The organism is Bacillus sp. AFS053548 (genome assembly GCF_002575105.1).
Taxonomy (GTDB): Bacteria; Bacillota; Bacilli; order Bacillales; family Bacillaceae_G; genus Gottfriedia.
In genome coordinates this window covers 1-23,862 of record NZ_NUHI01000040.1, presented here as the reverse complement: position 1 = coordinate 23,862, position 23,862 = coordinate 1, and the positions used below count along the sequence as shown (strand labels likewise).

23 protein-coding genes and 1 other annotated feature are annotated in these 23,862 nt (G+C 32.5%); of the genes, 11 read left to right on the top strand and 12 right to left on the bottom strand.

Annotation, left to right across the window (positions count from 1 at the left end):
• Nucleotides 1-115: 115 nt before the first annotated feature.
• The 3 genes from CN946_RS19945 to CN946_RS19935 form a co-directional block, all read right to left on the bottom strand.
• The gene (locus CN946_RS19945) at nt 116-1,522 is read right to left on the bottom strand and encodes an amino acid permease (protein ID WP_098862692.1); all 1,407 of its coding nucleotides are present in this window, start codon (nt 1,520-1,522) and stop codon (nt 116-118) included.
• Nucleotides 1,523-1,787: 265 nt separating this feature from the next.
• Nucleotides 1,788-3,074: a Glu/Leu/Phe/Val family dehydrogenase gene (locus CN946_RS19940; protein ID WP_098862691.1), complete on the bottom strand. Its 1,287-nt coding sequence runs from the start codon at nt 3,072-3,074 to the stop codon at nt 1,788-1,790.
• Nucleotides 3,075-3,088: 14 nt separating this feature from the next.
• Complete coding sequence (locus tag CN946_RS19935; protein ID WP_098862690.1) at nt 3,089-4,300, bottom strand: ornithine--oxo-acid transaminase; 1,212 nt, start codon at nt 4,298-4,300, stop codon at nt 3,089-3,091.
• A gap of 330 nt (nt 4,301-4,630) precedes the next feature.
• Between CN946_RS19935 and CN946_RS19930 the strand changes: the two genes are divergently transcribed.
• Together CN946_RS19930 and CN946_RS19925 are read left to right on the top strand one after the other, a co-directional pair.
• Nucleotides 4,631-6,055 (top strand): sigma-54 interaction domain-containing protein, encoded by a 1,425-nt coding sequence (locus tag CN946_RS19930; RefSeq protein ID WP_098862689.1) that lies wholly within the window; start codon nt 4,631-4,633, stop codon nt 6,053-6,055.
• Nucleotides 6,056-6,187: 132 nt separating this feature from the next.
• Entirely contained in the window at nt 6,188-6,472 is a 285-nt protein-coding gene (locus CN946_RS19925; RefSeq protein WP_098862688.1) for a hypothetical protein, read from the top strand.
• A 49-nt stretch (nt 6,473-6,521) separates the two neighbouring features.
• Here the strand turns inward: CN946_RS19925 and pheA are convergent, their stop codons facing one another.
• The 3 genes from pheA to CN946_RS19910 form a co-directional block, all read right to left on the bottom strand.
• Nucleotides 6,522-7,370 carry a prephenate dehydratase gene (pheA, locus tag CN946_RS19920; RefSeq protein WP_097973214.1) on the bottom strand — a complete coding sequence of 283 codons (849 nt, stop codon included), beginning with the start codon at nt 7,368-7,370 and terminating at the stop codon, nt 6,522-6,524.
• Between the two features lie 103 nt (nt 7,371-7,473).
• Nucleotides 7,474-8,460, bottom strand: coding sequence for a LacI family DNA-binding transcriptional regulator (locus CN946_RS19915; protein WP_098862687.1), 987 nt, complete (start codon nt 8,458-8,460; stop codon nt 7,474-7,476).
• Between the two features lie 258 nt (nt 8,461-8,718).
• Nucleotides 8,719-9,156, bottom strand: coding sequence for a galactokinase (locus CN946_RS19910; RefSeq protein ID WP_098862686.1), 438 nt, complete (start codon nt 9,154-9,156; stop codon nt 8,719-8,721).
• A 607-nt stretch (nt 9,157-9,763) separates the two neighbouring features.
• Between CN946_RS19910 and CN946_RS19905 the strand changes: the two genes are divergently transcribed.
• Entirely contained in the window at nt 9,764-10,135 is a 372-nt protein-coding gene (locus CN946_RS19905; RefSeq protein WP_098862685.1) for a DUF2500 domain-containing protein, read from the top strand.
• A gap of 20 nt (nt 10,136-10,155) precedes the next feature.
• Nucleotides 10,156-11,145: an NAD-dependent epimerase/dehydratase family protein gene (locus tag CN946_RS19900; protein ID WP_098862684.1), complete on the top strand. Its 990-nt coding sequence runs from the start codon at nt 10,156-10,158 to the stop codon at nt 11,143-11,145.
• A gap of 160 nt (nt 11,146-11,305) precedes the next feature.
• Here the strand turns inward: CN946_RS19900 and CN946_RS19895 are convergent, their stop codons facing one another.
• A complete protein-coding gene (locus CN946_RS19895) occupies nt 11,306-11,983 on the bottom strand; it encodes a Dph6-related ATP pyrophosphatase (RefSeq protein ID WP_098862683.1) in 678 nt (225 codons plus the stop codon).
• A gap of 81 nt (nt 11,984-12,064) precedes the next feature.
• Nucleotides 12,065-12,385: a hypothetical protein gene (locus CN946_RS19890; protein ID WP_098862682.1), complete on the bottom strand. Its 321-nt coding sequence runs from the start codon at nt 12,383-12,385 to the stop codon at nt 12,065-12,067.
• A 142-nt stretch (nt 12,386-12,527) separates the two neighbouring features.
• On the opposite strand from CN946_RS19890, the gene CN946_RS19885 reads away from it, so the two are divergent.
• Nucleotides 12,528-13,304, top strand: a complete 777-nt coding sequence (locus CN946_RS19885) for a class I SAM-dependent methyltransferase (protein WP_098862681.1) — start codon at nt 12,528-12,530, stop codon at nt 13,302-13,304.
• A 111-nt stretch (nt 13,305-13,415) separates the two neighbouring features.
• Here the strand turns inward: CN946_RS19885 and CN946_RS19880 are convergent, their stop codons facing one another.
• Complete coding sequence (locus tag CN946_RS19880; protein WP_098862680.1) at nt 13,416-14,690, bottom strand: ATP-binding protein; 1,275 nt, start codon at nt 14,688-14,690, stop codon at nt 13,416-13,418.
• Nucleotides 14,691-14,922: 232 nt separating this feature from the next.
• Here CN946_RS19880 and CN946_RS19875 point away from each other — a divergent pair, with 232 nt between their 5' ends.
• On the top strand, nt 14,923-16,068 hold the full coding sequence (locus CN946_RS19875; RefSeq protein ID WP_176547385.1) for a metallophosphoesterase: 1,146 nt from the start codon (nt 14,923-14,925) through the stop codon (nt 16,066-16,068).
• 285 nt (nt 16,069-16,353) lie between these two features.
• Entirely contained in the window at nt 16,354-17,580 is a 1,227-nt protein-coding gene (locus CN946_RS19870; protein ID WP_098862678.1) for a sensor histidine kinase, read from the top strand.
• A 69-nt stretch (nt 17,581-17,649) separates the two neighbouring features.
• Here the strand turns inward: CN946_RS19870 and CN946_RS19865 are convergent, their stop codons facing one another.
• The 3 genes from CN946_RS19865 to CN946_RS19855 form a co-directional block, all read right to left on the bottom strand.
• On the bottom strand, nt 17,650-18,285 hold the full coding sequence (locus tag CN946_RS19865; RefSeq protein ID WP_069032735.1) for an FMN-dependent NADH-azoreductase: 636 nt from the start codon (nt 18,283-18,285) through the stop codon (nt 17,650-17,652).
• Between the two features lie 162 nt (nt 18,286-18,447).
• Complete coding sequence (locus CN946_RS19860; RefSeq protein ID WP_098862677.1) at nt 18,448-19,062, bottom strand: acetate uptake transporter; 615 nt, start codon at nt 19,060-19,062, stop codon at nt 18,448-18,450.
• Nucleotides 19,063-19,195: 133 nt separating this feature from the next.
• Entirely contained in the window at nt 19,196-20,077 is an 882-nt protein-coding gene (locus tag CN946_RS19855) for a radical SAM/SPASM domain-containing protein (RefSeq protein ID WP_098862676.1), read from the bottom strand.
• Nucleotides 20,078-20,368: 291 nt separating this feature from the next.
• On the opposite strand from CN946_RS19855, the gene CN946_RS24130 reads away from it, so the two are divergent.
• From CN946_RS24130 to CN946_RS19840, 4 genes are all read left to right on the top strand, one after another.
• Nucleotides 20,369-20,473, top strand: a complete 105-nt coding sequence (locus tag CN946_RS24130) for a putative holin-like toxin (protein WP_483295410.1) — start codon at nt 20,369-20,371, stop codon at nt 20,471-20,473.
• A 904-nt stretch (nt 20,474-21,377) separates the two neighbouring features.
• Nucleotides 21,378-21,638: a binding site (T-box leader), on the top strand.
• 67 nt (nt 21,639-21,705) lie between these two features.
• A complete protein-coding gene (locus CN946_RS19850) occupies nt 21,706-22,482 on the top strand; it encodes an amino acid ABC transporter substrate-binding protein (protein ID WP_098862675.1) in 777 nt (258 codons plus the stop codon).
• A 16-nt stretch (nt 22,483-22,498) separates the two neighbouring features.
• Nucleotides 22,499-23,140, top strand: coding sequence for an amino acid ABC transporter permease (locus CN946_RS19845; RefSeq protein WP_098862674.1), 642 nt, complete (start codon nt 22,499-22,501; stop codon nt 23,138-23,140).
• 13 nt (nt 23,141-23,153) lie between these two features.
• Complete coding sequence (locus CN946_RS19840) at nt 23,154-23,807, top strand: amino acid ABC transporter ATP-binding protein (protein WP_098862673.1); 654 nt, start codon at nt 23,154-23,156, stop codon at nt 23,805-23,807.
• Nucleotides 23,808-23,862: the final 55 nt, after the last annotated feature.

The following is a 23,862-nucleotide window of genomic DNA, read 5'->3' as shown; positions in this document are numbered from 1 at the left end:
ATAAATCTCAATTATTGCTAGACCTGATCAGCATAACCACAATTCAAAAATACAAAAAAACTCGCTAGTAATTAGCGAGTTTTCACAAATTTTTGAGACAATCTCAAAACAATTATTAACTTACTTTTTTACTCTCTTCTTGCTCGTGTTTTTCAATCTTATGCTTAGCAGAGAAATGATAATAGATTAAACATGCAATCATAAATGGAACACCACAGTACAATGCAATGCGTTGGTCTGGGATAAATGCAAGGCTAATAATTACAGCCACATTTAAAACAAAAGCAACGATTGGAACGATTGGATAAAGAGGCGTTTTATATTTTAAATCCTCTAATTTTCCACCTTCTTGAATGTATTGCTTTCTACCTAAAAGATTTGATAATGCAATGCTTGCCCAAACGAATAAGCAACCAAATCCTGCAATTGATAGTAACCATAGATAAACCGTGTCTTCTGCGTAAATTCCGCTTAATAGTGATAAACATCCAAAGAACATACTAAAAGTTAAAGCGTTTAAAGGTACACCTTTTTTAGTTAATTTACCTAATTTCGAACTAACCATTCCTTTTTGAGCCATTGAATACATCATACGAGATGTTGCGTATAAACCTGAGTTAGCAACTGATAGAACTGCTGTAATAATAACAAAGTTCATAATATCTGCTGCGTATGGAATACCGATGTTATCAAATACTACTACGAATGGGCTATCTACTAAACCAGCTTTCTCCCAAGGGAATAGTCCTGCTAAAACAAACATTGATAAAATAAAGAATACTAGAATTCGCCATACAGTGTTATTAATTGCTTTAGGTACAGCTTTTGCTGGATCTTCACTTTCACCAGCTGCAATCCCTACTAATTCACTTCCCTGGAATGAGAAGTTAACTGCAACCATTGTGACCATAATCGCTAAAAAGCCATTCGGGAAAAGTCCGCCGTGGTCTGTAAAGTTAGAAAGCATTGGAGCCTTTGTCCCTTCCATTGGTACAATGCCAAACATTACTGCTCCACCTAAAATAATAAAAAGAACAATTGTTACTACTTTAATACTTGCAAACCAAAACTCAACTTCAGCAAATGATTTCGTTGAAAGTGCATTTATTGAGAATAATATTACCCCAAATACTACACACCAGATCCAAGTCGGTACATCTGGAAACCATCTCTTCATTAACATACTAACTGTAATTAACTCTAAACCGATTGTTACCGACCAGTTTAACCATGCCATCCATCCAACTACATATCCTGACGCTGGTGAGATATATTTAGTTGCATAAGTTTGATAAGAACCAGCATCTGGTAAATTAACTGCTAATTCTCCTAAACATAGCATTGTTAAATACATTACGATTCCACCTACTAAGTAGGCTAATAATGCTCCACCTGGGCCAGCTTCACTAATTGTATAGCCTGATCCCATAAACAAACCTGTCCCAATTACTCCCCCAAGAGCAATCATAAACAAGTGTCTACTTTTAAGCTCTTTCTTTAACCCCTGTTCTTGCTGTTTCATGAAAGTCCCTCCTCTAGATGTAAATTGCGCGCATAAGTTAAAATATTCTGATATAACAGAATATAAACTCCCCCGAATCCCATAATGAACACCAAAGCGCTTTAAATTAACATATTTTAAGACTAAATTTTCAGATAACGATTGAAAACGTATACAAATCATTGTATTGAGATAATACTTAATTATAAAAATAGATTTTATTATCTGTCAATACAATATAAGTGCTCCAGATGAAATTTCCATCTGGAGCAAACCAATTAATCTATTAAACCCATCCACGGAAACGAGATGCTTCCGCCATTTTGCGAATACCAACCATATATGCAGCTAATCTCATATTTACTTTGCGATTAACTGAAGTTTGGTAAACACTATCAAATGAACGAACCATTTTGTCACGAAGCTTTTGAGCAACTTCTTCATCAGACCAGTAGTAACCTTGGTTATTTTGAACCCACTCAAAATAAGAAACAGAAACTCCACCAGCACTTGCTAGTACGTCTGGAACTAGTAAAATTTCGCGCTCTGTTAAAATTTTAGTAGCTTCAAGAGTAGTAGGACCATTTGCAGCTTCAACTACGATTGATGCTTTAATATTGTGAGCATTTTCAATTGTAATTTGGTTTGAAATTGCAGCTGGAACTAAAATATCACAAGGTTTTTCTAGTAATTCTTTATTCGAAATTACATCAGTAAATAAGTTAGTTACCGTTCCAAAGCTATCTCTTTTTTCTAGTAAGCTATGAATATCTAAACCGTCTGGATCGTATAATGCGCCAAGTGCATCAGAAATACCGACTACCTTTGCACCTGCTTCAACCATGAACTTCGCTAAGAAGCTACCCGCATTTCCAAATCCTTGAACAATGACACTAGCACCCTTTAAATCGATTCCCTTACGTTTAGCAGCCTCTTCGATACAAATAGTAACACCTTGAGCTGTAGCTGTTTCACGTCCTTCTGATCCACCTAATACAAGTGGTTTACCAGTAATAAATCCAGGAGAATCAAATTCTTGAATTCTACTATATTCATCCATCATCCAAGCCATAATTTGTGGGTTAGTATATACGTCTGGAGCAGGAATATCCTTTGTTGGTCCAACGATTTGGCTAATCGCACGAACATATCCTCTACTTAAACGCTCTAACTCAAAAATTGACATATTTCTTGGATCACAAATGATACCGCCTTTTCCCCCACCGTATGGTAAATCAACGATACCGCATTTTAAGCTCATCCACATTGATAAAGCTTTTACTTCGTCCTCATTAACCTCAGGATGGAAACGAATTCCACCCTTTGTTGGACCTACAGCATCATTATGTTGTGAACGATAGCCAGTGAAAATCTTCACTGAGCCATCATCCATTCTTACCGGAATTTGAACTGTTAAAAATCGTAATGGTTCTTTTAATAACTCATAAAGTTCTTTTGAATAACCAAGTTTATGAAGAGCTTCTGAGATTACTTCTTGAGTAGACTCAATTAATTCTCTTCCTTCTTCTTTGATTTTGTTTTGTACTTCATTTTGTGGGATTGTAGTTGTCATTTTTATCGCTCCATTTATACAGTTGCTTTATATTGGCTAAATACTTCGTTAATTTGTTGAATTGACCAGTCTAAATCTTCTTTTGAAATAATTAATGGTGGTGCAAAACGAATTACTGTATCATGTGTTTCTTTACATAATAAACCTTGTTTCTTTAATGCTTCACAATAAACACGTGCTGGTACATGAAGTTCAACACCAATAAATAATCCACGTCCTCTAACTTCTTTAATATGAGGATGATCGATTTCTTTTAATTTTTCCATAAAGTAGTTTCCAAGCTCATTTGAACGCTCAGCTAACTTCTCTTCTTCAAGAACTTCTAAAGCAGCTACTGAAACTGCACAAGCTAATGGATTTCCACCAAATGTAGATCCGTGAGAACCTGGCTCAAATACGCCTAAGATTGAACGATCAGCAGCAACACATGAAATTGGGAATACTCCGCCTCCAAGTGCTTTACCTAGTATGTACATGTCAGGAATTACTCCATCCCAATCACATGCAAAAGTTTTACCAGTTCTACATAAACCTGTTTGAATTTCATCTGCAATAAATAATACGTTTTCTTTTTTACAAACTTCAGCTACTTCAGGTAAGAATCCTTCTTTAGGAATATTAATTCCAGCTTCACCTTGAATTGGTTCGATTAAGAATGCAGCAGTATTTGGCGTAATTGCAGCTTTTAATGCTTCAATATCGCCATAAGGAATTAACTTAATTCCTGGTAAGAATGGTCCAAATCCACGTTGATAATCTTTTTCTGATGATAAAGAAACTGCAGCCATCGTGCGACCGTGGAAGTTTCCAACACAAGCAATAATTTCTGCTTGGTTTTCTTCTACACCCTTAACATCATAAGCCCATCTTCTAGCAGCTTTAATAGCAGTCTCAACAGCTTCAGCACCAGTGTTCATAGGTAAAATCATATCTTTGTTCGTAACTTTTGCTACCTTTTCAAACCACTCACCCATGTTTTCACTATAGAAAGCACGAGAAGTTAATGTAACTTTGTCAGCTTGATCTTTTAAAGCTTGGATAATTTTTGGATGACGATGCCCTTGGTTTACAGAAGAATATGCACTTAACATATCTAAATATCTGTTACCCTCAGGGTCTGTAACCCAAATACCTTCAGCTTTAGAAATTACTACTGGAAGTGGATGATAGTTATTTGCGCCATATTGATTTGTTTGGTCAATGATTTTTTGAGAATTAGTTGTCATTTGAGTTCCCCCAATATTATTGATTAATTTTTAGCTTCTTACTAAAAGAATAAGCAATTTCCGTGCCAAACATGTTGTATAAATTAAAATTCACAAAATGTACTTATTCTAAGCGTTATTCAACCTTAAGCATGATACCGTTTTCAATTTACCGCAAAATATTTTTGCATTCAGGCGCAAAATTAATTAAAATATGCATAGAATATTTGCAGCAAAAAAAAGATTAACAAAGAAAATTAGTACATTCGGAAAAAAACTGCCTTTTTATCTTACCAAAAATAGAAAGAAGTGCAAATTTTTTCTATTGTTATAATGAAAAGAGAGAATTATATGAAAAATGATAAGCAAAACTTTTTAGCTGTTGATGAATTATTACAATTAATATTAGAAGAAATTGATATCGGTATACATGTAGTTGATCAAGAAGCTAATACAATGGTGTATAACCGCAAAATGATGGAAATCGAAATGATGAATGAAGAGGATGTCTTACACAAAAATCTTTTAGATGTCTTCACGTTTCAAAAAAACCAATCGAGCACCTTACTTGATGCACTCCAAAAAGGTAAAGTACGAAAAAATATTAAACAATCTTATTTTAATAATAAAGGAAAAGAAGTTACGACAATCAATGATACTTACCCAATAATGAAAGAAAATAAAATTATTGGAGCAATTGAAATGGTTCGCGACGTGACTGAATTAAAGCAATCTGTGCAGGAAGGTATTCTTCAAAATCGAAATACACGTTATACATTCGAACAATTAATCGGAACATCCGGGGCATTTAAAAGCATAATTGAAGATGCAAAAAGATCTACCAAAACTTCTTCATCCGTATTAATTGTAGGAGAAACTGGAACAGGTAAAGAATTATTCGCTCAAAGTATTCATAATGCTAGCAAAAGAGCAACAAAACCATTCATTTCTCAAAATTGCGCCGCACTTCCAGAATCCTTAATTGAAAGTATTCTTTTTGGGACAAAAAAAGGAGCATTTACTGGGGCAATTGATAAGCCTGGATTATTTGAAGAAGCAAATGGTGGAACATTATTATTAGATGAAATTAATTCACTTAGCCCTAACTTACAGGCTAAACTTTTAAGGGTTATTCAAGAACGTAAAGTTAGAAGAATTGGTGATATTAACGAAAAAGAATTAGATGTTCGAATTATCGCTACGATAAACGAAGACCCTATTGAAGCAATCGCGAATAATCATTTACGAAAAGACTTATATTACCGTCTAAGTGTCGTTTCATTATTTCTACCGCCACTACGTGAACGCTTCGAAGATATATTGTTGTTAGCAAACTTCTTTATTCAAAAATATAATCGTCTTTTCGGCCATCGGGTAACTAATTTAGATGAAAATGTAACAAATTTCTTCCTGAATCATAACTGGCCTGGTAATATACGCGAACTTGAACATATGATCGAAGGTGCAATGAACTTAGTAGAAAATGAAACGACTATATCTGCAACTCATTTACCATCTAGGTTTTTTAATGAAAAAAGAAATACAAGTACTACTCCAATCGTTCAACAACATAGAGAAGTCGTTAAATTACATCCGCCAGAATCAATAGATGACAAATCAAATTTAAAAAATACTTTATTGAACAAAGAAAAACAACATATTATGAATGTTTTAAATGATCATAACGGCAATATTACACAGGCTGCAAAACAATTAGGCATCAGTAGACAAAACTTACAATATCGTATTCGTAAGTTTGATTTATTGAATGATTAAGTTTTATTCAAATAAAACATTAACGAATTTAATGTGTCCAGTACGGTTTAAAATGCAAAAATGCCCAAACCTTCCACTTTTGTCCTGCATATTTTGATTATGTAAGACTCATAAGTAAAGGAGGTTTTTTATATGTCGAATGAACATGAGTATCGTCCACATGGATTTGGTGGCGGCGGCTTTGGACACGGTGGATTCGGAGGCTTTCATGGTGGGTTTGGTGGAGGATTTGGTAGACCTGGATTTGGATTTGGTAGACCTGGGTTTGGATTTGGATTTGGACGTCCATTTTTCCGTCCGTTCTTCCGTCCATTTTTTCCATTTTTCCCATTTTGGGGTTATGGTTATGGTTATGGCTATCCTTACTCTTATTGCCCACCAGGTTACTATTGTCCTCCCCCTTATTACTACTATTAATGTAAAAATAAAAAATATAAAAGAGAAGGGTTTTATACCTTCTCTTTTCTTATAATGAGATTGTTGAGTAACTTCCTAAAATTTCTACACTAAAGCCCAAAGCCTCTAATTCTTGCTTTACTCCAGGTAATAATACGTCATCATAGCCCATCTCAACATCAACAATGAAAAAGTAATTTCCTAATCCAGTTTTTGTCGGGCGAGACTCAATTTTTGAAAGGTCAATCTGTCTCCATGCAAATGCTGAAAGTACTTGGTGAAGCGCACCAGCACGATTCTCCGGCATGTTAATAACTAGAGTTGCCTTAGTATGTTTAGGTTCAAAATAATTCGTTTCCATTTTGGCATCATGTCTTTGTAAAACAATAAATCTCGTGTGATTATATGAATTAGAATGAATATCTGAAGCAACAATTTCTAATCCATACTTCTTTGCAGCAAATTCGTTAGCGATCGCAGCTATACACTCATTAGATTGCTCACTAACCATTTTAGCCGCAGCACTTGTAGAAGTAACTGGCTCTAACTTTGTATATTTATATTGATTATGCAAAAATGTATGACACTGAGCTAACGCATGAGAATGAGAATAAATCACCTCAATATCCTTTACTCGATGTGCTTGTCCTTTTGCCATCAATAAATGCTGTCTTATCGGTATAATAATTTCACCAACCATTTTTAATGGCTGTTCATGTACAAGATAATCAATAGTTGTAGTCACAGATCCTTCAACCGAATTCTCTATTGGTACGACAACTAAATCAACTTCACCTTCAGCTACATTATCCATACAAACTGGAATACTAGAATAAGCAATATGTTCATCATTCTTAAAAACGGACCGAACAGCAACATGTGTAAAAGTCGCCTCAGGACCTAAATACCCAACCTTCACGTTCCCACTCCTTTTAATTTTTAATTATACTAAAAAGAGTTAAGATTAAAAGTAAAATATTTAATTTTTAGCAATTATCTTACAAATTTCACAAATATCTACTTTAAAGGCTACTTTGACGAATTTTTAACGTCGTAGGAACAATCACTTTTTTGGCCACTTTCCTACCTAAAAGTCTTTCCATTAATAAGTCCACTGCGGATTCACCCATCAATTCAGTGTAAACCTTCAAAGTACTTAAGCTAGGAAAAAGATATTTTGAAAATACAAAATCATTCATTCCGATTAAATTTACACGCTCTGGTACTGATATTTTTGCTTCATGAAGTGCTCTTAAACATCCAACAGCCATCGTATCACAACCAATTATAAATGCTGTTGGTAAATCTCCACCTTGTTCTCGAATTGCTTTGTTCATCAAATTAAACCCTGCTTCAGCTGTAAATTCACTTAAATACAGATTCTCTTTTCGAAAAAGCCCCTTTTCCTCTAAATAATTTTTATATGTTTTCACTCGAGAATTAACTTTTTGACCTTGTTTCTTATCATACTCGCGTCCACCGATATATCCGATTTTTTGATGTCCATGCGATATAAAATGATCTAAAACTTTTATAATAGCATTCTCATAATCTGTAACAACAGAATCGTATTTCTCTTCATCTGGTGAAAAATCAACAAAAACGATATTTTTCGATACTTTTTTCAATGAGCTAATTTGCTGATCATCAAACTTACCTAATGCAATCACACCAAGTATTTGCTCATCTAACATCCCCTTTTCATTTCCACGAAAAAAAGTAGAAATATGCAGGGAATGTTGTTCACACTTATTTTCAATTCCAAAACGAATTAACATATAAAAGAGATCACTTAATTCTTCATTTCCACTATATCCTTTAACAAGTGCGATTTTAGCAATATTCTTTTTTACTTTTGATTTTTTCTTATATGAAAGCTTTTCTGCTGTTTCAAAAATTCTTTGTTTTGTATCGTCACTTACTGATAGTGCAGGGTCATAATTAAGCACTCTTGATACAGTAGCAATCGATACCCCTGCTTTTTCGGCAATATCTTTAATTGTAGTCATTACAACTCTCCTCGTAACCTTCCAATCTGAATTGTTTTCGAAACTATTACTTTAATTTTAACAGTTGAAGGTTGTATGATTATTCATTAAATATGGAGAATTTTTTACATATTTTATTTTCTTTAAATCAAGATCGTATAATTAAGTTTTATTTAAGCAAATTTGAAATATTATAATTTACAGGAGGAGAATTTAATTTTTCCGGAGTAATCTTAGCTGTTTTTTAATTGTTGAAAATATTGATGTAGTTTCTCATTTCTATTCGTATAATGTTTTTAGCATTGTATCTGTTAAAGCTTCAACAGATTTAGTTGAGGATAGCCCTACTTCATTTGGAAGATTACTGTAAATCAGTATGTCCATCCCCCTATTGATCCGATACCCTGCTTGTTTTAAATAACTTATCACTTTCTTTAAGTAGCTAGTCCAGTCATGCTTCATTTCGTCACCTAGATCATTTAAAGAAATTTCAATGATTCCTAAATCTTCAAAGTTTAAGGATACTAATTTAATTAGTTGCGTCTCTGTTCTAGACAAAAGCACATAAATGCCCAATGCTTGTGAAGCATGGTGACCGTTTCTATCAAAGTCCGTAATTTCCTCGATATCTTCAGTATGGCCTGATACAAAAAAAACGCGTAAATTAGAATGACTGTAATACTGATTGTAAACTGATATTAAATCTTTAACATTCATTTCCTTATCACTCCTATAACTAATTTTCCAAAATCCCTACCCGCTTTTCGATCAGATAGAAATAGATTTAAACCAAACATTTATCCTGTATCTCCTCGCTAGCCTTATTCCAATGATCACCATACTAGTTTCAAAAGCTACTCCCTTGGCAATGGAACATAATAAAGAGAAAAAAGAGTTCTATTAAAAGTATCCTACTCCCCTGGATATTATTGGTCAATAATTAATTCAATTAAAATTTACTAAAATGGAAGGATTTTTTACTTAGTTTTTTATTCTGTCACAATTAAAGTTCATATAAGGAAAATAACGGAGTTTGCACTTATTTTAAAGCTTCTTAGATAGTAGTTCTATTAGATTATTAATAGTAATTATTTTACATTTTTTACTAGTTGGATCAATTTTATCGTTATTTTTATATAATAAAAGAAATAAAATTCACTAAAATAATTTAATATTTACAATACAGCACCAATTTTATTTACTTGTTGAAAGAAATAGGTTTATTACTTTCAGAAAATTTAATAAACTATATATAGAGACCGATTTGACTTAAAAAGGATTAAGAAGTCTGAGACTTACAATTTATTAAAAGGGGGTCTTAACAATGTCAGGATTTGATGCAGGTTTTGATATTTTTAAAATTATTGCTTTCGTATTTCCAATCATTTTTGTCTTCGTTTTTGCAGGTATATTTTTTGCACTAATAAAAGGATTAAAGCAATGGAACTATAATAATAAACAACCTAAATTAATTGTCCCAGCAAAAATAGTTACTAAAAGAATAGATTATGTTCAGCATGCAAATACGAATCAGTTCACTCATTCCTCTACACATTATTATGTTACAGTTGAGGTCGAATCTGGAGACAGAATTGAATTTCAAATTGATGGGTTCATTTATGGTCAATTAGTAGAAAACGATTCAGGAAAGCTAACTTTCCAAGGTACGAGATTCATAAACTTTGAGCGACAATAATTTCTTTTTGGGGTGGAATAATGAATGTTTTCATAAGTGGTGCCACGGGTTTTTTAGGAAAACATATAACTAAAAAATTAAGTGAACTGGGCTATTCCGTTATAGCCTTTGGAAGAAATGAGGAAGCAGCTAAATTTTTCAACAAGATGGAGAATGTCACCTTTGTCAAAGGAGATTTGAATGACTCTATCTTATTAGAAGAAAATATAAAGAATGTAGACTATGTAATCCATTGTGCTGCACTTGCAGCACCTTTTGGACCTTTCTCTGAATTTGAGAAAACAAATGTTGAGGGGACGAAGAATATTGTTAAAGCTTCACTTTCAACAAATTTAAAAAAGTTTATTAATATTTCGACCCCGAGTGTGTACTTTACTAGTGAGAGTCGTAAAGATGCTAAAGAAAGTGATCCGCTGCCATCAAAGCACTCTAATTACTACGCTGAAACAAAATATATGGCAGATTTAATTATTGAAGATGCAGTTGAAAAAGGACTACCTGCAATCTCACTAAGACCTAGACAAATTTTTGGTCCTTTCGATCATACGATTTTCGGAAGATTTATACTGTTAAATGAAAATGGAGGAATTCCATTAGTTCATAAAGGACAAGTTCTAATGGATTTTACTTATATCGATAATGTTGTCGATATGATCATCGCTTGTATGAATGCAGATAATGCCTTTAATGGAGAGTATTACAATATTACAAATGATCAACCTATTTATTTAATTGACGTTCTTAAACAACTCTTTTTTGCCTTAAATAAAGAGTTGAATACAAAAAATATCTCTCCAAAACTACTGTCATTTATCGCGTTTAATTCGGAAATAATTGCGAGGATTACTAACAAACCACCAAAAGTTTCCAACCATATTGCCAATTTCTTAAGTTACGACTATACACTAAATATTGAAAAAATCAAAAGGGATTTAAACTATGAACCTAAAGTATCAATTAGTGAGGGTATTAAGCGTTATGCTGACTGGTACTTAGCTAGAAATGATTGAAAGTAAGATAAACTAAAAACAAGCTAAAGTCACCTAAATTAATTATATTTAAGTGATTTTAGCTTGTTTTTGATTGGCTGCAACAGGCTGTTTATTTACCCTAAAGCTATGTTAATAGCAATCTCAAATTATATTTACTTTATAAAAATTCAGTAGAAATCTATTTAATAGTTGTTTGTATTTCCTTAATATTTAAAGACCATAATCCACTATTTAAAATAGTATCTGCATCTACTATATTTAAGCGTTCTTTGAATAATGGGCCATCAATTACAAACGTATGATATTCTCCGCTCTCGCCCATTAAACAGATTTCTTTGCTAATGAATAGTTGTTTTAAATCTTTATTTAGGCTCTTACCTACAATCGTAGAATTAAAAATATTCTCTTTCGCCCTACAAATAATTGCATTATATCCAGTCTCAAGCCATTGATCTAGTAAATTAGTAGTTTCACTTTTCTTAATCCACACAGGGAAAATCGGTTCAAGTCCCACCTTAGTTGCAACTAGTTCATTCCATTGTCGATCTTCCTCGACATACAGAGTACCAAATGCAATTGCAGAAAGGTCAAATTGCTCTTTTATTGATTTTAGCCCATTAATCATTGACTCCTCGTATTTTCCTGCTGAGTCAATCATGACAAGAGGAATTCCAATTGCATCAGCTTGCATTTGTAAGAAATTAAGCGGAGTTCCGTGCGCATGATTCCTTTCATCCTTTTTCGATACCATTGAAACTAGACATGCCACTTCAAATTTATTTTTAATTAGTAAATCTAATGCTAAACAACAATCCTTCCCACCACTCCAAGAAACTGCTACTTTACGATTGTTCACTTATATCATTCTCCCTTAACATAAAAGCCATAGAATAATTAAACTTCCATCCGTGGCTTATAAAAACAAATTTTTTAGTTATTAATTTTTTAGTAAACTTTTAACGTATGTCATACCTTTTATTGCATAATCAAACCACTGTTGATCCCCGTATGGAATTTCAACCCATTCTCTCATAGGCTTCCCACCCATTGGGTCAAAGTTTTTTGCTCCATTTAATTTTAAAGCTGTTGCAACATCTTCTGGCTTTAACTTTACAACAATATTAGGTTCATTATAGAATACAAAAACTTTACCTTGTATTTTCAATCCTTTATGTCCAAAGATACTTCCTTTTGATGCTTCATAGTGATTGATTAGTTCAGTTCTTAAGCTTTCAAATCTTTCTATAGTACCTTCCATTTTCACCATTCCTTTTTATCTAACGCTTTACTTAATAAAAATATCTTATTAATGCCAATAACTTATTGATATTATTCAGTGTAATATCATCGTCTATACTAGTAAATAAAAGCACCTGAATCAAATTTAGGGAGGTAATCAAATGGCCATCAACTTTCACGATGCACAAAATAATAAGACTTATACAACTAGAGAGGCCGATCAATCATGGATTCAATTAATGAGGGATAAGATTGATTTGTATGGAAAAGACGCAGTTGATATAGGTTGCGGTGGAGGGATTTATTCGAAAGCTTTCACTAAGTTAAAAGTAAACCACGTTACGGCAGTAGATTTTTCAGAGGAAATGCTTAAAGGTGCTGCTGAAAATTGCAAAGACTACAGTAATATTTCCTTTAGTAAAGGAGATGCATATCATACTAAACTTCAATCTTCAAATTATGATGTAGTTTTGGAAAGAGCTTTAGTCCATCATTTAGATAATTTAAATGCCTGTTTCAATGAGGCAAATCGTTTACTAAAAAAGAACGGAATATTAATCGTACAAGATCGTACGCCAGAAGATTGTTTACTTTCTGGAGACGAAAACCATATACGAGGTTATTTTTTTGAGCTTTACCCAAAATTGAAAAAGAAAGAAATATCAAGAAGATATGATACACAAGAAATGCACTCAGCTTTAGAATCAGCTGGCTTTCATATAGAAAACACAGTAAAACTTTGGGAAACAAGACGCATCTATACTGACTTAGAATCACTTCGGAGCGATTTATTACTTAGAACAGGTCGATCAATTCTTCATGAACTCACTGATGAAGAGCTAAATCAATTAGTAAAATTCATCGATAATAAGCTTCAGCATCAATCTACTATTATTGAAAAAGACTGTTGGACGGTTTGGTTTGCTAGAAAGAAATAATATTATGGAGACTACTTATATTTATAGAAACGCTTAGTCTAAATTCTAAGCGTTTTTACATTTCCCATTAAAGTGCAACCAATCGTGTAACCATTTAAAATATAAAATCAATTATCCACTCACTTCATGATCTTTAGGCTCAACTTTTGGTAGTTTAATTGTTACTTTTGTTCCTTCATCAACGCTACTCTCGAAGGTGATTGTTCCATTCATTGCTTCTATGATTCGAACAGAAACTGTTGTTCCTACGCCAGTTCCCTTTTCTTTAGTTGAATAGAATAGAGTACCAATACGTGAAAGCTGTTCTTTCGTCATCCCTTTTCCATTATCTCTAATCGTAATGACCGTTTTATCTTTTTCTTCGTGTAGCTTCGTATGTACAAATCCCCCCGAGCTAGTTGCCTCAATTGCGTTTTTAATTAGGTTTATTAGTGCTTGTTTAAATTGATTTTTATCTGTATTTATAAATGTTTCGACTTCTGTATCGCCTTTTAATTTAACATTTTGCTTTAATGCTAAAGGAACTAATAAGGTGACTACATCTGAAACGCATTGCTTTAAATTGAACGTTTCTACTTTTTCAAATTGTGGTTTGGCAAAGTTTAAATAATCATTAATGATTCCTTCTGCTCTACCTAATTCACCCAATACTAACGGTAAATATTCCATAGACTGATTGTCTTTGCTTTCTTGCATTAATTGTAGGAAACCTTTAACAACTGTAAGTGGATTCCTAACTTCATGAGCAATAGAAGCTGCCATTTCACTTAACGTATTAAGTTTCTCAGCTCTTTGGATTTCTTTATGCAGTATTTTATTTTCAATTAGTGTTTCAATTAGTTTTGCTCCTAAAGTAATTGCGACTAACTCTATTACAATGAAGATAAGAACTAACCCAAATAGTCTGTAATCGCTTTTAAAACTAATCTTATTTACGAATAAAAAAGTAAATAAGATTCCTAGTTGAACTAAAGCAGGCCATAAACTAATAAGAGCTGTTGCAAGTATTCTCTGTTTAGGCTTAAATGTCCAAAACCATTTAAATAAAATTAAAGACCCTAGTGAGGATAAGGTAATACTGATCATACCAAATATGATAGCGTCACCACCTAAAATTATTCTAGCTAATAAGATTGCTAAAAAAGTCACGATTCCCCAGCGATAACCGCAATAAAGAAACGCAATCGTTAGTGGTATATATCTTAAATCCCAAAATAACCCATATGCTGGATATGGAAAGGCCATGCAAAAAAAACCTGCTACAGCCTGAAACATGCCAAAAAGATAAATTTTATCTTTATAGCCATGCCTTTCATAAATAATACTGTATATTAATATTGGACTTAATATGATTAAAACATGTAGCAAAAGTTTTTCGATTAACACGTTTTTATCCTCACTAGATTCGAAATTTTCGAAATATATTTAACATAAATATAATACGACAAAACTTCCAAAAATCCTTTATTTTACCCTATTAACTCACACAATTTTTCAAATTCTGTCGATTAATATTTTTATGCTATTTTTCAATTTATAGAAAGTGAAATAGGTGCGTTTATAAGTTTAAACATTTATACTAGTAGTACCTTACCACTATCGTATGAAAGGGATAAATATGAATAAAAGAATCGTATTAAATATTATTTTGGTTATGATTTTCTTTTTCCTAATTAATTTTTACATAGGTCTTAATGGATGGATTTATATTAATGCTTTGCTAAGTAAATGGGCAAATCCAACAATAAAAATAATCTATTGGATCGTATTTCTGTTAATAACTTTTGCGTACATTCTTTCAAGAGTTTTAAAGAGTAAGCTTCCTACTTCATTCTTTAAACCAATCCATAAAATTGGAGCATACTGGTTAGCCATCTTTTATTATTTAATTTTCTTTGTCGTCGTTGCTGATTTAATTGGACTGATTTTAAGAGAATTTACATCTTTCAAAACAAGAAGCATTACTGTGATACTTGGAACAATTGTCATATTATGTGTCGCAAACCTCATTATAAAAGGTAGAAAAAGTGCACTAGAAACACAGATTGTTCATTATGACATCAATGTTGATAAACCAAATGAAAAGTATAAAGAACTAGCAATTGTACTAGTTTCGGATTTACATTTAAGCACATTAGTCACGAATAAAAGATTAGAGTTTCTTGTTGAAAAGATTAATAGGCTTGCTCCTGATTTAGTCTTAATTGCTGGAGATATTATTGATGAAGATATTACTCCATTTGTTGAGGAAAATATGATTCAAACGTTGAAAAAGTTAAAGCCAAAGATTGGTATATATGCAGTCCCTGGTAATCATGATTATTACGGTGGACATTTAGATTTACTTGCCCGGCATTTAAAGGATGCTGGTATCCATATTTTATTAGATGAGAAAGAACTAGTTGATCACAATTTCTATATCGTTGGTCGTAAAGACCTTGCAAGTAAAAAGCGCTTAGATTTACATGAACTACTTGAAGGAATCGATCATACAAAACCAATTATCTTACTTGATCATCAGCCCTATCATTTAGAAATTCCAACTCAATTAGGCGTAGATTTACAAGTGTCCGGACATACACATCGCGGCCAGTTTATGCCAAATCACTTAATTACCCGTCGACTTTATGAAGTTGATTGGGGCTATTTACAAAAAGAACGTTCACACTTTGTCGTTTCATCAGGATTTGGAACTTGGGGACCTCCAATTAGAACAGGTAACCCTTCTGAGATTGTAACGATCACTGTTTCATTTTCTGATTAATTCAGACTGCCCGCCAAACGCTCGCTTTCTTCGTTGCTTCGACTGCCCGCTCGGGTGCTCATTATCGTCTAGGGTAACTTTCGCTCCTAACCAGGCTTCGCGCCTTAAAAGACAAGCGCTTGCAATCAGTCTGAAACTCAAGGACTTTGTCTACATTTTGAAGAGACCAAAAAAATATACTTTTTGGTCTCTTTTATATTAATTTTGTCATAATTTATCTATAAATAGTTTTCTGAAAAGTGTAAAATATTATTGAAAGTTTCTTTTCAGAACGGAGATTGAAGCATGAAAAATACAGAGTACTACAACAAAAGGAGCCGTCGAATTTATATTTTTTTTATGGCTTCACTCACTTCCTTATTGCTAGTAGGAATTACACTCTCTCCTTTAACTTTTAAGGATCATCCAATTGAACTTATTACTCAAGTAATCTTAATGTTCATTGTTATTTTTGCTTTATTCAATTTTGTTAAAAAAGATAACACATTTTCAAAAGTATTATTTACGACCATTTCTTCGCTATATGTGTATATTAAATTTTGGACATACCCTGACACATCAACAATGTATAGTTTTGTAGCAATCATCCCAATATTTACGATCTTTTTATATAATCGCATAGCATTTTATATCGGCTGGGCATTAAATATACTAATTGGACCTACTTTTGTATTACTAATCTCGTTCACTAATCTAAAAGAAAAATATTCTTATATAGCATTAGACCCTGTCGGCAATATATTAGAATTCCTATCGATTCAATTAATACTCTTATTTGTATTTTTACAAACTGAGACGAAGGTTATAGCTTTAGAAGCCAATCACAAGGAAATACAACACGCGAAACAATTAAATTCGATTGGTCAACTAGCTGCAACGATCGCACATGAAATTCGTAATCCAATTACTGTCGTAAAAGGTTTTGCACAACTTTTTCAAAAATCAAAAACAATGAACCCAGACGAAAAATACTATGTCGATGCAATGCTAAAAGAATTAGAATACGCTCAAATCATTATTAATGACTATTTATCACTAGCAAAGCCCCAAACTGAAACGCTACAAGTCGTAGAGGTAAATAAAGAAATAATGAATGTAACTGATTTGCTTGCCTCGATGGCAAATAGTCAAAGCATCGGTTTCCATTTAAACTTAAATCAAATACTTTATACAAAAATAAATCCGATTGAATTTAAACAAGTTCTCGTTAACTTGATGAAAAACGCAATCGAATCAATGCACGATGCAGGATTTATAACAATCAATCTATTACAAGAAAATGAATATGCACTTATTGAAATCATAGACACAGGAATTGGAATGTCCCAAGAAACAATTGAAAAGCTAGGCACTCCTTTCTACTCACTAAAAGAAAGAGGCACAGGGATTGGATTAACCGTCTGCTTTAATATAATTGAAAAATTTAAAGGCAAGATTAAAGTAAGTAGTAAGGAAAACGAAGGATCCATATTCCGGATTTATTTACCGATTTGGCAATGTGAAAATGAGTAAAGAAAAACCTTAAACTACTATTTTCCACAATAAAAAAACTCACAAAAGTGTGAGTTTTTTTGTTGTAAATTAAAAATCTTTTGCAGTTTCCTTAGCTTTTTGAATTGCTTGTTCTTTAATTTCTTGTGCTCGGTCTGGGAATTGATTTTGACCTTCTACAAAAATTCCATTAAAATCTTGAACACCTAAGAAGCCCATTATCACGCCAATATAGCGATGTCCCATTTCAAGGCCTGCAGCTGGACCTTCTGAATAAACCCCACCACGTGCCTGGATATGCAATGCTTTTTTACCACCTAATAATCCTTGAGGACCATTAGAAGTATATTTGAAAGTTTTACCAGCAACGCAAATCGCATCAATATAGTTTTTCATAATTGGAGGGAATAAAAAGTTCCATAATGGTGTTACAAATACATATTTATCTGCTTCAGCAAATTGAGTTACAATCTCATTTAATCTTCCTACTTTTGATTGCTCGCCTGAAGAAAGTGTATCAAAAGACCCTCCAGATTGAAGTTTCCCCCAACCTGCAAATACTTCAGCATCAATATGAGGTATCGTTTCATTATAAAGGTCAATATGTACTACTTGGTCATTAGGATGTGCAGCTTTATAACTCTCGATAAATGCATCACCAACTGCCATACTGTATGAAGTAGACTTATCGTGAGGATGTGCTGTGATATACAATAGTGTCGTCAAACGAATTTCCACCTTTCATTCTTTACCTTATTAAAAGCACGATATTATCATCTGTCATTTCCGATTAAACAATACAAATATTTATAAAAAAAACCCTTACTCCAATGGTAAAGGTTTTTGTGTATAGACATAGTCCAAAAAGTTAATTTTAAGACTGAATTATTATTTCGCTTTAAAAATCCCAAATGGTTTCCCTACAGGTAAGAATTCTCTTCCAAAGTGACTATTTAATACAGCTGCAGCCGATCCATAAAATGACATAATTGCTATTCCTAATTCACTATATGCTGCAAAAGTATGTGTAGCTTCTTCCATAAAGCCTAATGTGCTTAATGATAATCCAATAAATAAACAATCAATTAAAACAAAAATAGTAAATAATACCTTATGAGTTTCCACTGCACCGATTGTCATAAAAATTGAAAAGATTAAATATCCTACAAAAGCAAAACCAAGTTGTTTAACATCAGCAGCTTTCATTAATGCTTCTCCAAAAACACCTAATTGGATTAACCAAGTAGTACCAACAGCTAACCAAAAGAAAGCATATGCCCCAAATGCTGTTGCTCCAAAAACATTATTATGTTTAAAATCCTGGATACTCGCAAATAATTGTGCAATAGCACCTAAAAATATCGCCCAAGGTAATATTAATGAAACACCATCAGTAATCCCTAATTTTTGTGTTGAGGCAACAAGCGTTACCATCGCTAAACCGAATAAACCAATTGCAGATGGATCTGCAGTAGTAATTTTAATTTGTTGTACGTCTTTCATTGATGTAAATCCTCCTAAAATTTTAAACAGACTAAACTATACTACTATAAAATTTTGGGGATTAATATAGCTTTTTTTTACTTTTAAATAAGAAAGCACTTTCTTTTAAAAAGAAAGCGCTTTTTACCAAAAATTACTTTTTATGTCGTTTTGCATAACCGCATCTTTTGCATAATTCTTCCACTGCACATCGTCTTGAGAAACCATCATAAATTGCTCTTGCACGCTCAGAATTTAAAATATCTTCTAATGATGTCTCATAAATATTCCCTAACGGAATCTTCCCTTCGCTATCTAAACAACATGGTACTACTGTTCCATCAACTAATACACCGATCTGATCCCTTAAACCATAGCAGAATACATTTTCATCGATGATATCATTACCCATGTCTGGCCACTGAAACTTTTCTGCCATATTTAAATAAATTTTATCGCGCAGTTTAATATTATGTGTTTCCTGAAGTCTTTCACTTAAAGAAAAATCTAAGTTCAGTTTTTCCTCAAGTAAATTTAAAATATCAATATTCAGTGAGTTACTTGCTCTTAACTCTTCACTATCCATATTCCAAAGCCTAATTGCACAAATCATATCACTTTTTTCATTCGCTTCATTAATGAAGTTCATAATATTTTCAACGTAATCGTGCAAATCCTTCGTTAAATCATTCGCCTCAAAACTATGAAGTGAAAAATTGATTTGTCTTAAACCTTTGGATTCAATTAATAAATCCTTTACTTTATTAATTAACGTACCATTCGTTGTTATGTTAACCTTCAAACCATTCTCATGACTAATATCCAAAAATCTACCGAGCTTTGTATTTAAAAATGGCTCACCCATCAAATGAAAATAAATATGATCCGTATAAGGTTTAACCGAATTGATAACATGAGTAAATGCTTTCTCGTCCAAAAACTTCAACGGTCTCTCCAAGGTTGGGCTCGGACAAAAATTACACTTCAAATTACATATATTTGTAATTTCTATATAAACTTTCTTAAATTTTCTCATTCTACTCTCCTACTTTACATTATCTATATCCATATTTTTCGCTCTAAAAAAACTATAATACTATCATACAATAATTTTTAAGATATTAATATTTCCACACTCTGTTCAATTTTTACCAACCGAACAGAATTGTAATCATTCTAAAACTTCATGAAATTGTTTAAATTTTATAATTATAACTTCAATTTACTCATAATTATTTTATTATAATAAAACTAGGCAATTGAATAGCATAGGGGAATTGGTTTTATCTTCTTTTCTACGCATTTTTGTAGAAAGGTGGTGATGCCAATGCAAACACTTGAAATACTTACTCTAATCTTCATAGCAATGACTTTTGTCGTTGCATTGATTCAATTAGTAGTTAGTATTATTAACGCAACAAAAAAGAAATAGCCCCTATGCTTTGGCCTGGCATGGGCTACTTCTTATGATATAACTAGATAAAACCATCTCAGCTTATTCAATTACCTAGAACGAGTGTTAAAGCACTCGTTCTTTTTAATATATGTTTATTATATCATACGATTCTTTAGATATACTTTGAGCGCATGAATTTTTTGTTAAATATAAAGAAATTATCATCGCAATGACCTTTGTCGTTGCATTGATCCAATTGGTAGTTAGTATGATCAACGCAACAAAAAAGAAATAGCCCCTATGCTTCGCTCGGCATGGGCTACTTCTTAGAAAAACTTTAATAGATAAAACCATCTCGGCTTATTTAGTTGCCTAGAACGAGTATTACTGCACTCGTTCTTTTCTAATATATGTTTATTAAATCATACGATTTTTTAGATATACTTTGAGCACATGAATTTTTTGTTAATATAAATAAATTATCATCGCAATGACCTTTGTCGTTGCATTGATCCAATTGGTGGTTAGTATTATCAACGCAACAAAAAAGAAATAGCCCCTATGCTTTGACGTGGCATGGGTTACTTCTTTGAATTTCACAGATAAAACCATCTCGGCTTATTTAGTTACCTAGAACGAGTGTTGGCGCACTCGTTCTTAATGATAATTTATCATATTTTTTAATCGTAAATTTATATAGTATATGTTATTTTTGTGAATTGATAATATTTAACAATCCCAATCAGTTTTATCAGCATTCAATCGACAATTTTCCATATTTCCCGAGAAATTCCCTACCCAAATTTTGACAAAATCAAAGTTTTTATAAATAAAATTTGTTGACAGTTGTTTGTAATCTGTAATATTATTTGTTCATCGCAAAACAAACTAGTTTGATTTTATAAAAACTGCAGTATTGAACATATTTGAAAATTTAATTTTAAAAGCATTGATGAGAAATAGTAAAAGTATTAAGTTCTTAAACAGAGAGTTCCCGGTTGGTGCGAGGGGCATAAGACGATATTTTGAACACATCTCTGAGCTGAGCACCGAACCCTTTTTGGTAGTAGACTGTTTCCGGATTCCCTGCACCCGTTATCGTGCTAGAGTATAGCTTAATTGCTGCACTTGAAGAGGTTGGTATCGTGAGGTATCAATAAAATAGAGGTGGAACCACGTGAGTAATACTCCCGTCCTCTAGCTATTTCATATAGCTAGAGGACGGGAGTTTTTTGTTTTTCCAAAAATATTTTAAGGGAGAGAGTAAAATGAATAAAAAATTAATGTCAGCAATTATCATTTGTATGATTTCAATATTAGTTGTAACTGGTTGTGGAAAAGAAAAACGAAATGCAAACGAAGTAGTCGTTGGATTAGATGATACTTTTGTACCAATGGGTTTTAAAGATGATAAAGGTAAGGTTGTAGGTTTTGATATTGATTTAGCAAAAGAAGTATTTAAACGTGAAGATATGAAAGTAACTTTCCAACCAATTGATTGGTCAATGAAAGAGACTGAATTAAAATCAGGAAATATTGATGCAATTTGGAACGGCTATTCAATTACAGACGAGCGTAAGAAAAAAGTAAATTTTTCAGATGCATATTTAAAAAATAGACAAGTTATTATCACTCTAGCAAATTCAAAAATAAAAACAAAATCAGATCTAAAAGGTAAAAATGTTGGGATTCAAGAAGGATCAAGTTCTTTAGATGCAGTTAATAAAGATAAAAACTTAGTAAAATCATTTAACGGTAGTAAACCTGTATTATATGAAAATAACAACCAAGCTTTAATGGACTTAGAATCAAAACGTGTAGATGTGGTTGTAGCGGATGAAACATTGGCTAGATATTACATGAACAAAAGAGGCCAAAACAAATACAAAATTTTAGAAGACAACTTTGGTGAAGAAGAGTATGGAATTGGCGTTAGAAAAGATGATTCTGTTTTACTTAAAAAAATTAACAAAGAAATTGGTGCTATGAAAAAAGATGGCACCTACGACAAAATTTATAAAAAATGGTTCGGTACATTGAAATAAAAAGGAGCTTACGATCATGGAACAAATTACATCTCTATTACCTTCCATGCTTGATGGATTAAAAGTAACGCTAGAGGTTTTCTTAATTACTCTAGCGTTAGCAATTCCACTTGGAATCATCATTGCACTTGGAAGACTTTCGAATATTACAGCAATCAAATCAATTATTAGTTCTTATATTTTATTAATGCGTGGTACACCTCTACTTTTACAATTAATCTTTATCTTTTTTGGTTTACCATTAGTCGGAATTGTCTTTGACCGTTTTACAACAGTTATTATCGCATTTGTACTTAATTATGCAGCTTATTTTGGAGAAATATTCAGAGCGGGTATTCAATCAGTTGATAAAGGTCAATATGAAGCAGCAGAGGTTTTAGGCTTGAGTCGCAGTCAAACTTTTAAAAGAATTATTCTGCCTCAAATGACTAAAAAAGTATTACCTCCTGTTTCAAACGAAGTAATTACGCTAGTAAAAGATTCAGCTCTTGTATATGTAGTTGGACTTGATGATATGCTTCGAGTAGCTAAAATCGCATCTAATACAAGCGCATCACTACTGCCTCTTGTTTTCGTTGGTATTATTTATCTACTACTAACAGCAATATTAACGAATTTATTTAAACGATTAGAAGATCGATATTCATATTATAAATAAGGAGAGACTAAAAATGTTAAAAGTAAATAACTTAACAAAACAGTTTAATAAACAAACCGTATTAAATGAAGTCTCTTTTGAAGTTAATAAAGGAGAAATCGTTACTCTACTAGGACAATCAGGGGCCGGTAAAACGACAATACTTCGTTGTATTAATGGTTTAGAAAGCTTCGATGGCGGATCAATTGAAATAGATGGCCAAATGATAAGATCTAAAAAAGATCTTTTAAAAGTAAGAAAAAACGTTGGACTCGTTTTTCAAAACTATAATTTATTCCCACATAAAACAGTAATTGAAAATATTATTGAAGCCCCTACTCTTGTACTAGGTATGAATAAAGAAGAAGCTACAAAAAGAGCAATAGATTTATTAAAACAAGTTGGTCTTAGTGATAAAGCAAATTCATTACCAAACGAGTTATCTGGTGGCCAGCAGCAACGTGTAGCAATCGCTAGAGCATGTGCACTACAGCCAAAAATTCTTTGCTTTGATGAACCTACTTCAGCACTGGATCCTGAACTAACGAACGGAATTGCTGAGATTATGAAAAAATTAGCAAATGACGGAATGAGCATTCTAGTCATTACTCACGACATGGAATTCGCAAGTAATGTCTCGACTCGTACGCTACTTGTAAAAGAAGGAAAAGTTTTAGAAAGAGCATGAATGTAACGGAAACTAAGTTATATTTTATAATATTTGGTTGTGCCCATATAATTGT

Bases quoted from the DNA above. Each gene is read 5' to 3' on its own strand.
- CN946_RS19945 (WP_098862692.1), bottom strand. From the start codon at position 1,522: ATGAAACAGCAAGAACAGGGGTTAAAGAAAGAGCTTAAAAGTAGACAC.
- CN946_RS19940 (WP_098862691.1), bottom strand. From the start codon at position 3,074: ATGACAACTACAATCCCACAAAATGAAGTACAAAACAAAATCAAAGAA.
- CN946_RS19935 (WP_098862690.1), bottom strand. From the start codon at position 4,300: ATGACAACTAATTCTCAAAAAATCATTGACCAAACAAATCAATATGGC.
- CN946_RS19930 (WP_098862689.1), top strand. From the start codon at position 4,631: ATGAAAAATGATAAGCAAAACTTTTTAGCTGTTGATGAATTATTACAA.
- CN946_RS19925 (WP_098862688.1), top strand. From the start codon at position 6,188: ATGTCGAATGAACATGAGTATCGTCCACATGGATTTGGTGGCGGCGGC.
- CN946_RS19915 (WP_098862687.1), bottom strand. From the start codon at position 8,460: ATGACTACAATTAAAGATATTGCCGAAAAAGCAGGGGTATCGATTGCT.
- CN946_RS19910 (WP_098862686.1), bottom strand. From the start codon at position 9,156: ATGAATGTTAAAGATTTAATATCAGTTTACAATCAGTATTACAGTCAT.
- CN946_RS19905 (WP_098862685.1), top strand. From the start codon at position 9,764: ATGTCAGGATTTGATGCAGGTTTTGATATTTTTAAAATTATTGCTTTC.
- CN946_RS19900 (WP_098862684.1), top strand. From the start codon at position 10,156: ATGAATGTTTTCATAAGTGGTGCCACGGGTTTTTTAGGAAAACATATA.
- CN946_RS19890 (WP_098862682.1), bottom strand. From the start codon at position 12,385: ATGGAAGGTACTATAGAAAGATTTGAAAGCTTAAGAACTGAACTAATC.
- CN946_RS19885 (WP_098862681.1), top strand. From the start codon at position 12,528: ATGGCCATCAACTTTCACGATGCACAAAATAATAAGACTTATACAACT.
- CN946_RS19875 (WP_176547385.1), top strand. From the start codon at position 14,923: ATGAATAAAAGAATCGTATTAAATATTATTTTGGTTATGATTTTCTTT.
- CN946_RS19870 (WP_098862678.1), top strand. From the start codon at position 16,354: ATGAAAAATACAGAGTACTACAACAAAAGGAGCCGTCGAATTTATATT.
- CN946_RS19860 (WP_098862677.1), bottom strand. From the start codon at position 19,062: ATGAAAGACGTACAACAAATTAAAATTACTACTGCAGATCCATCTGCA.
- CN946_RS19855 (WP_098862676.1), bottom strand. From the start codon at position 20,077: ATGAGAAAATTTAAGAAAGTTTATATAGAAATTACAAATATATGTAAT.
- CN946_RS24130 (WP_483295410.1), top strand. From the start codon at position 20,369: ATGCAAACACTTGAAATACTTACTCTAATCTTCATAGCAATGACTTTT.
- CN946_RS19850 (WP_098862675.1), top strand. From the start codon at position 21,706: ATGAATAAAAAATTAATGTCAGCAATTATCATTTGTATGATTTCAATA.
- CN946_RS19845 (WP_098862674.1), top strand. From the start codon at position 22,499: ATGGAACAAATTACATCTCTATTACCTTCCATGCTTGATGGATTAAAA.
- CN946_RS19840 (WP_098862673.1), top strand. From the start codon at position 23,154: ATGTTAAAAGTAAATAACTTAACAAAACAGTTTAATAAACAAACCGTA.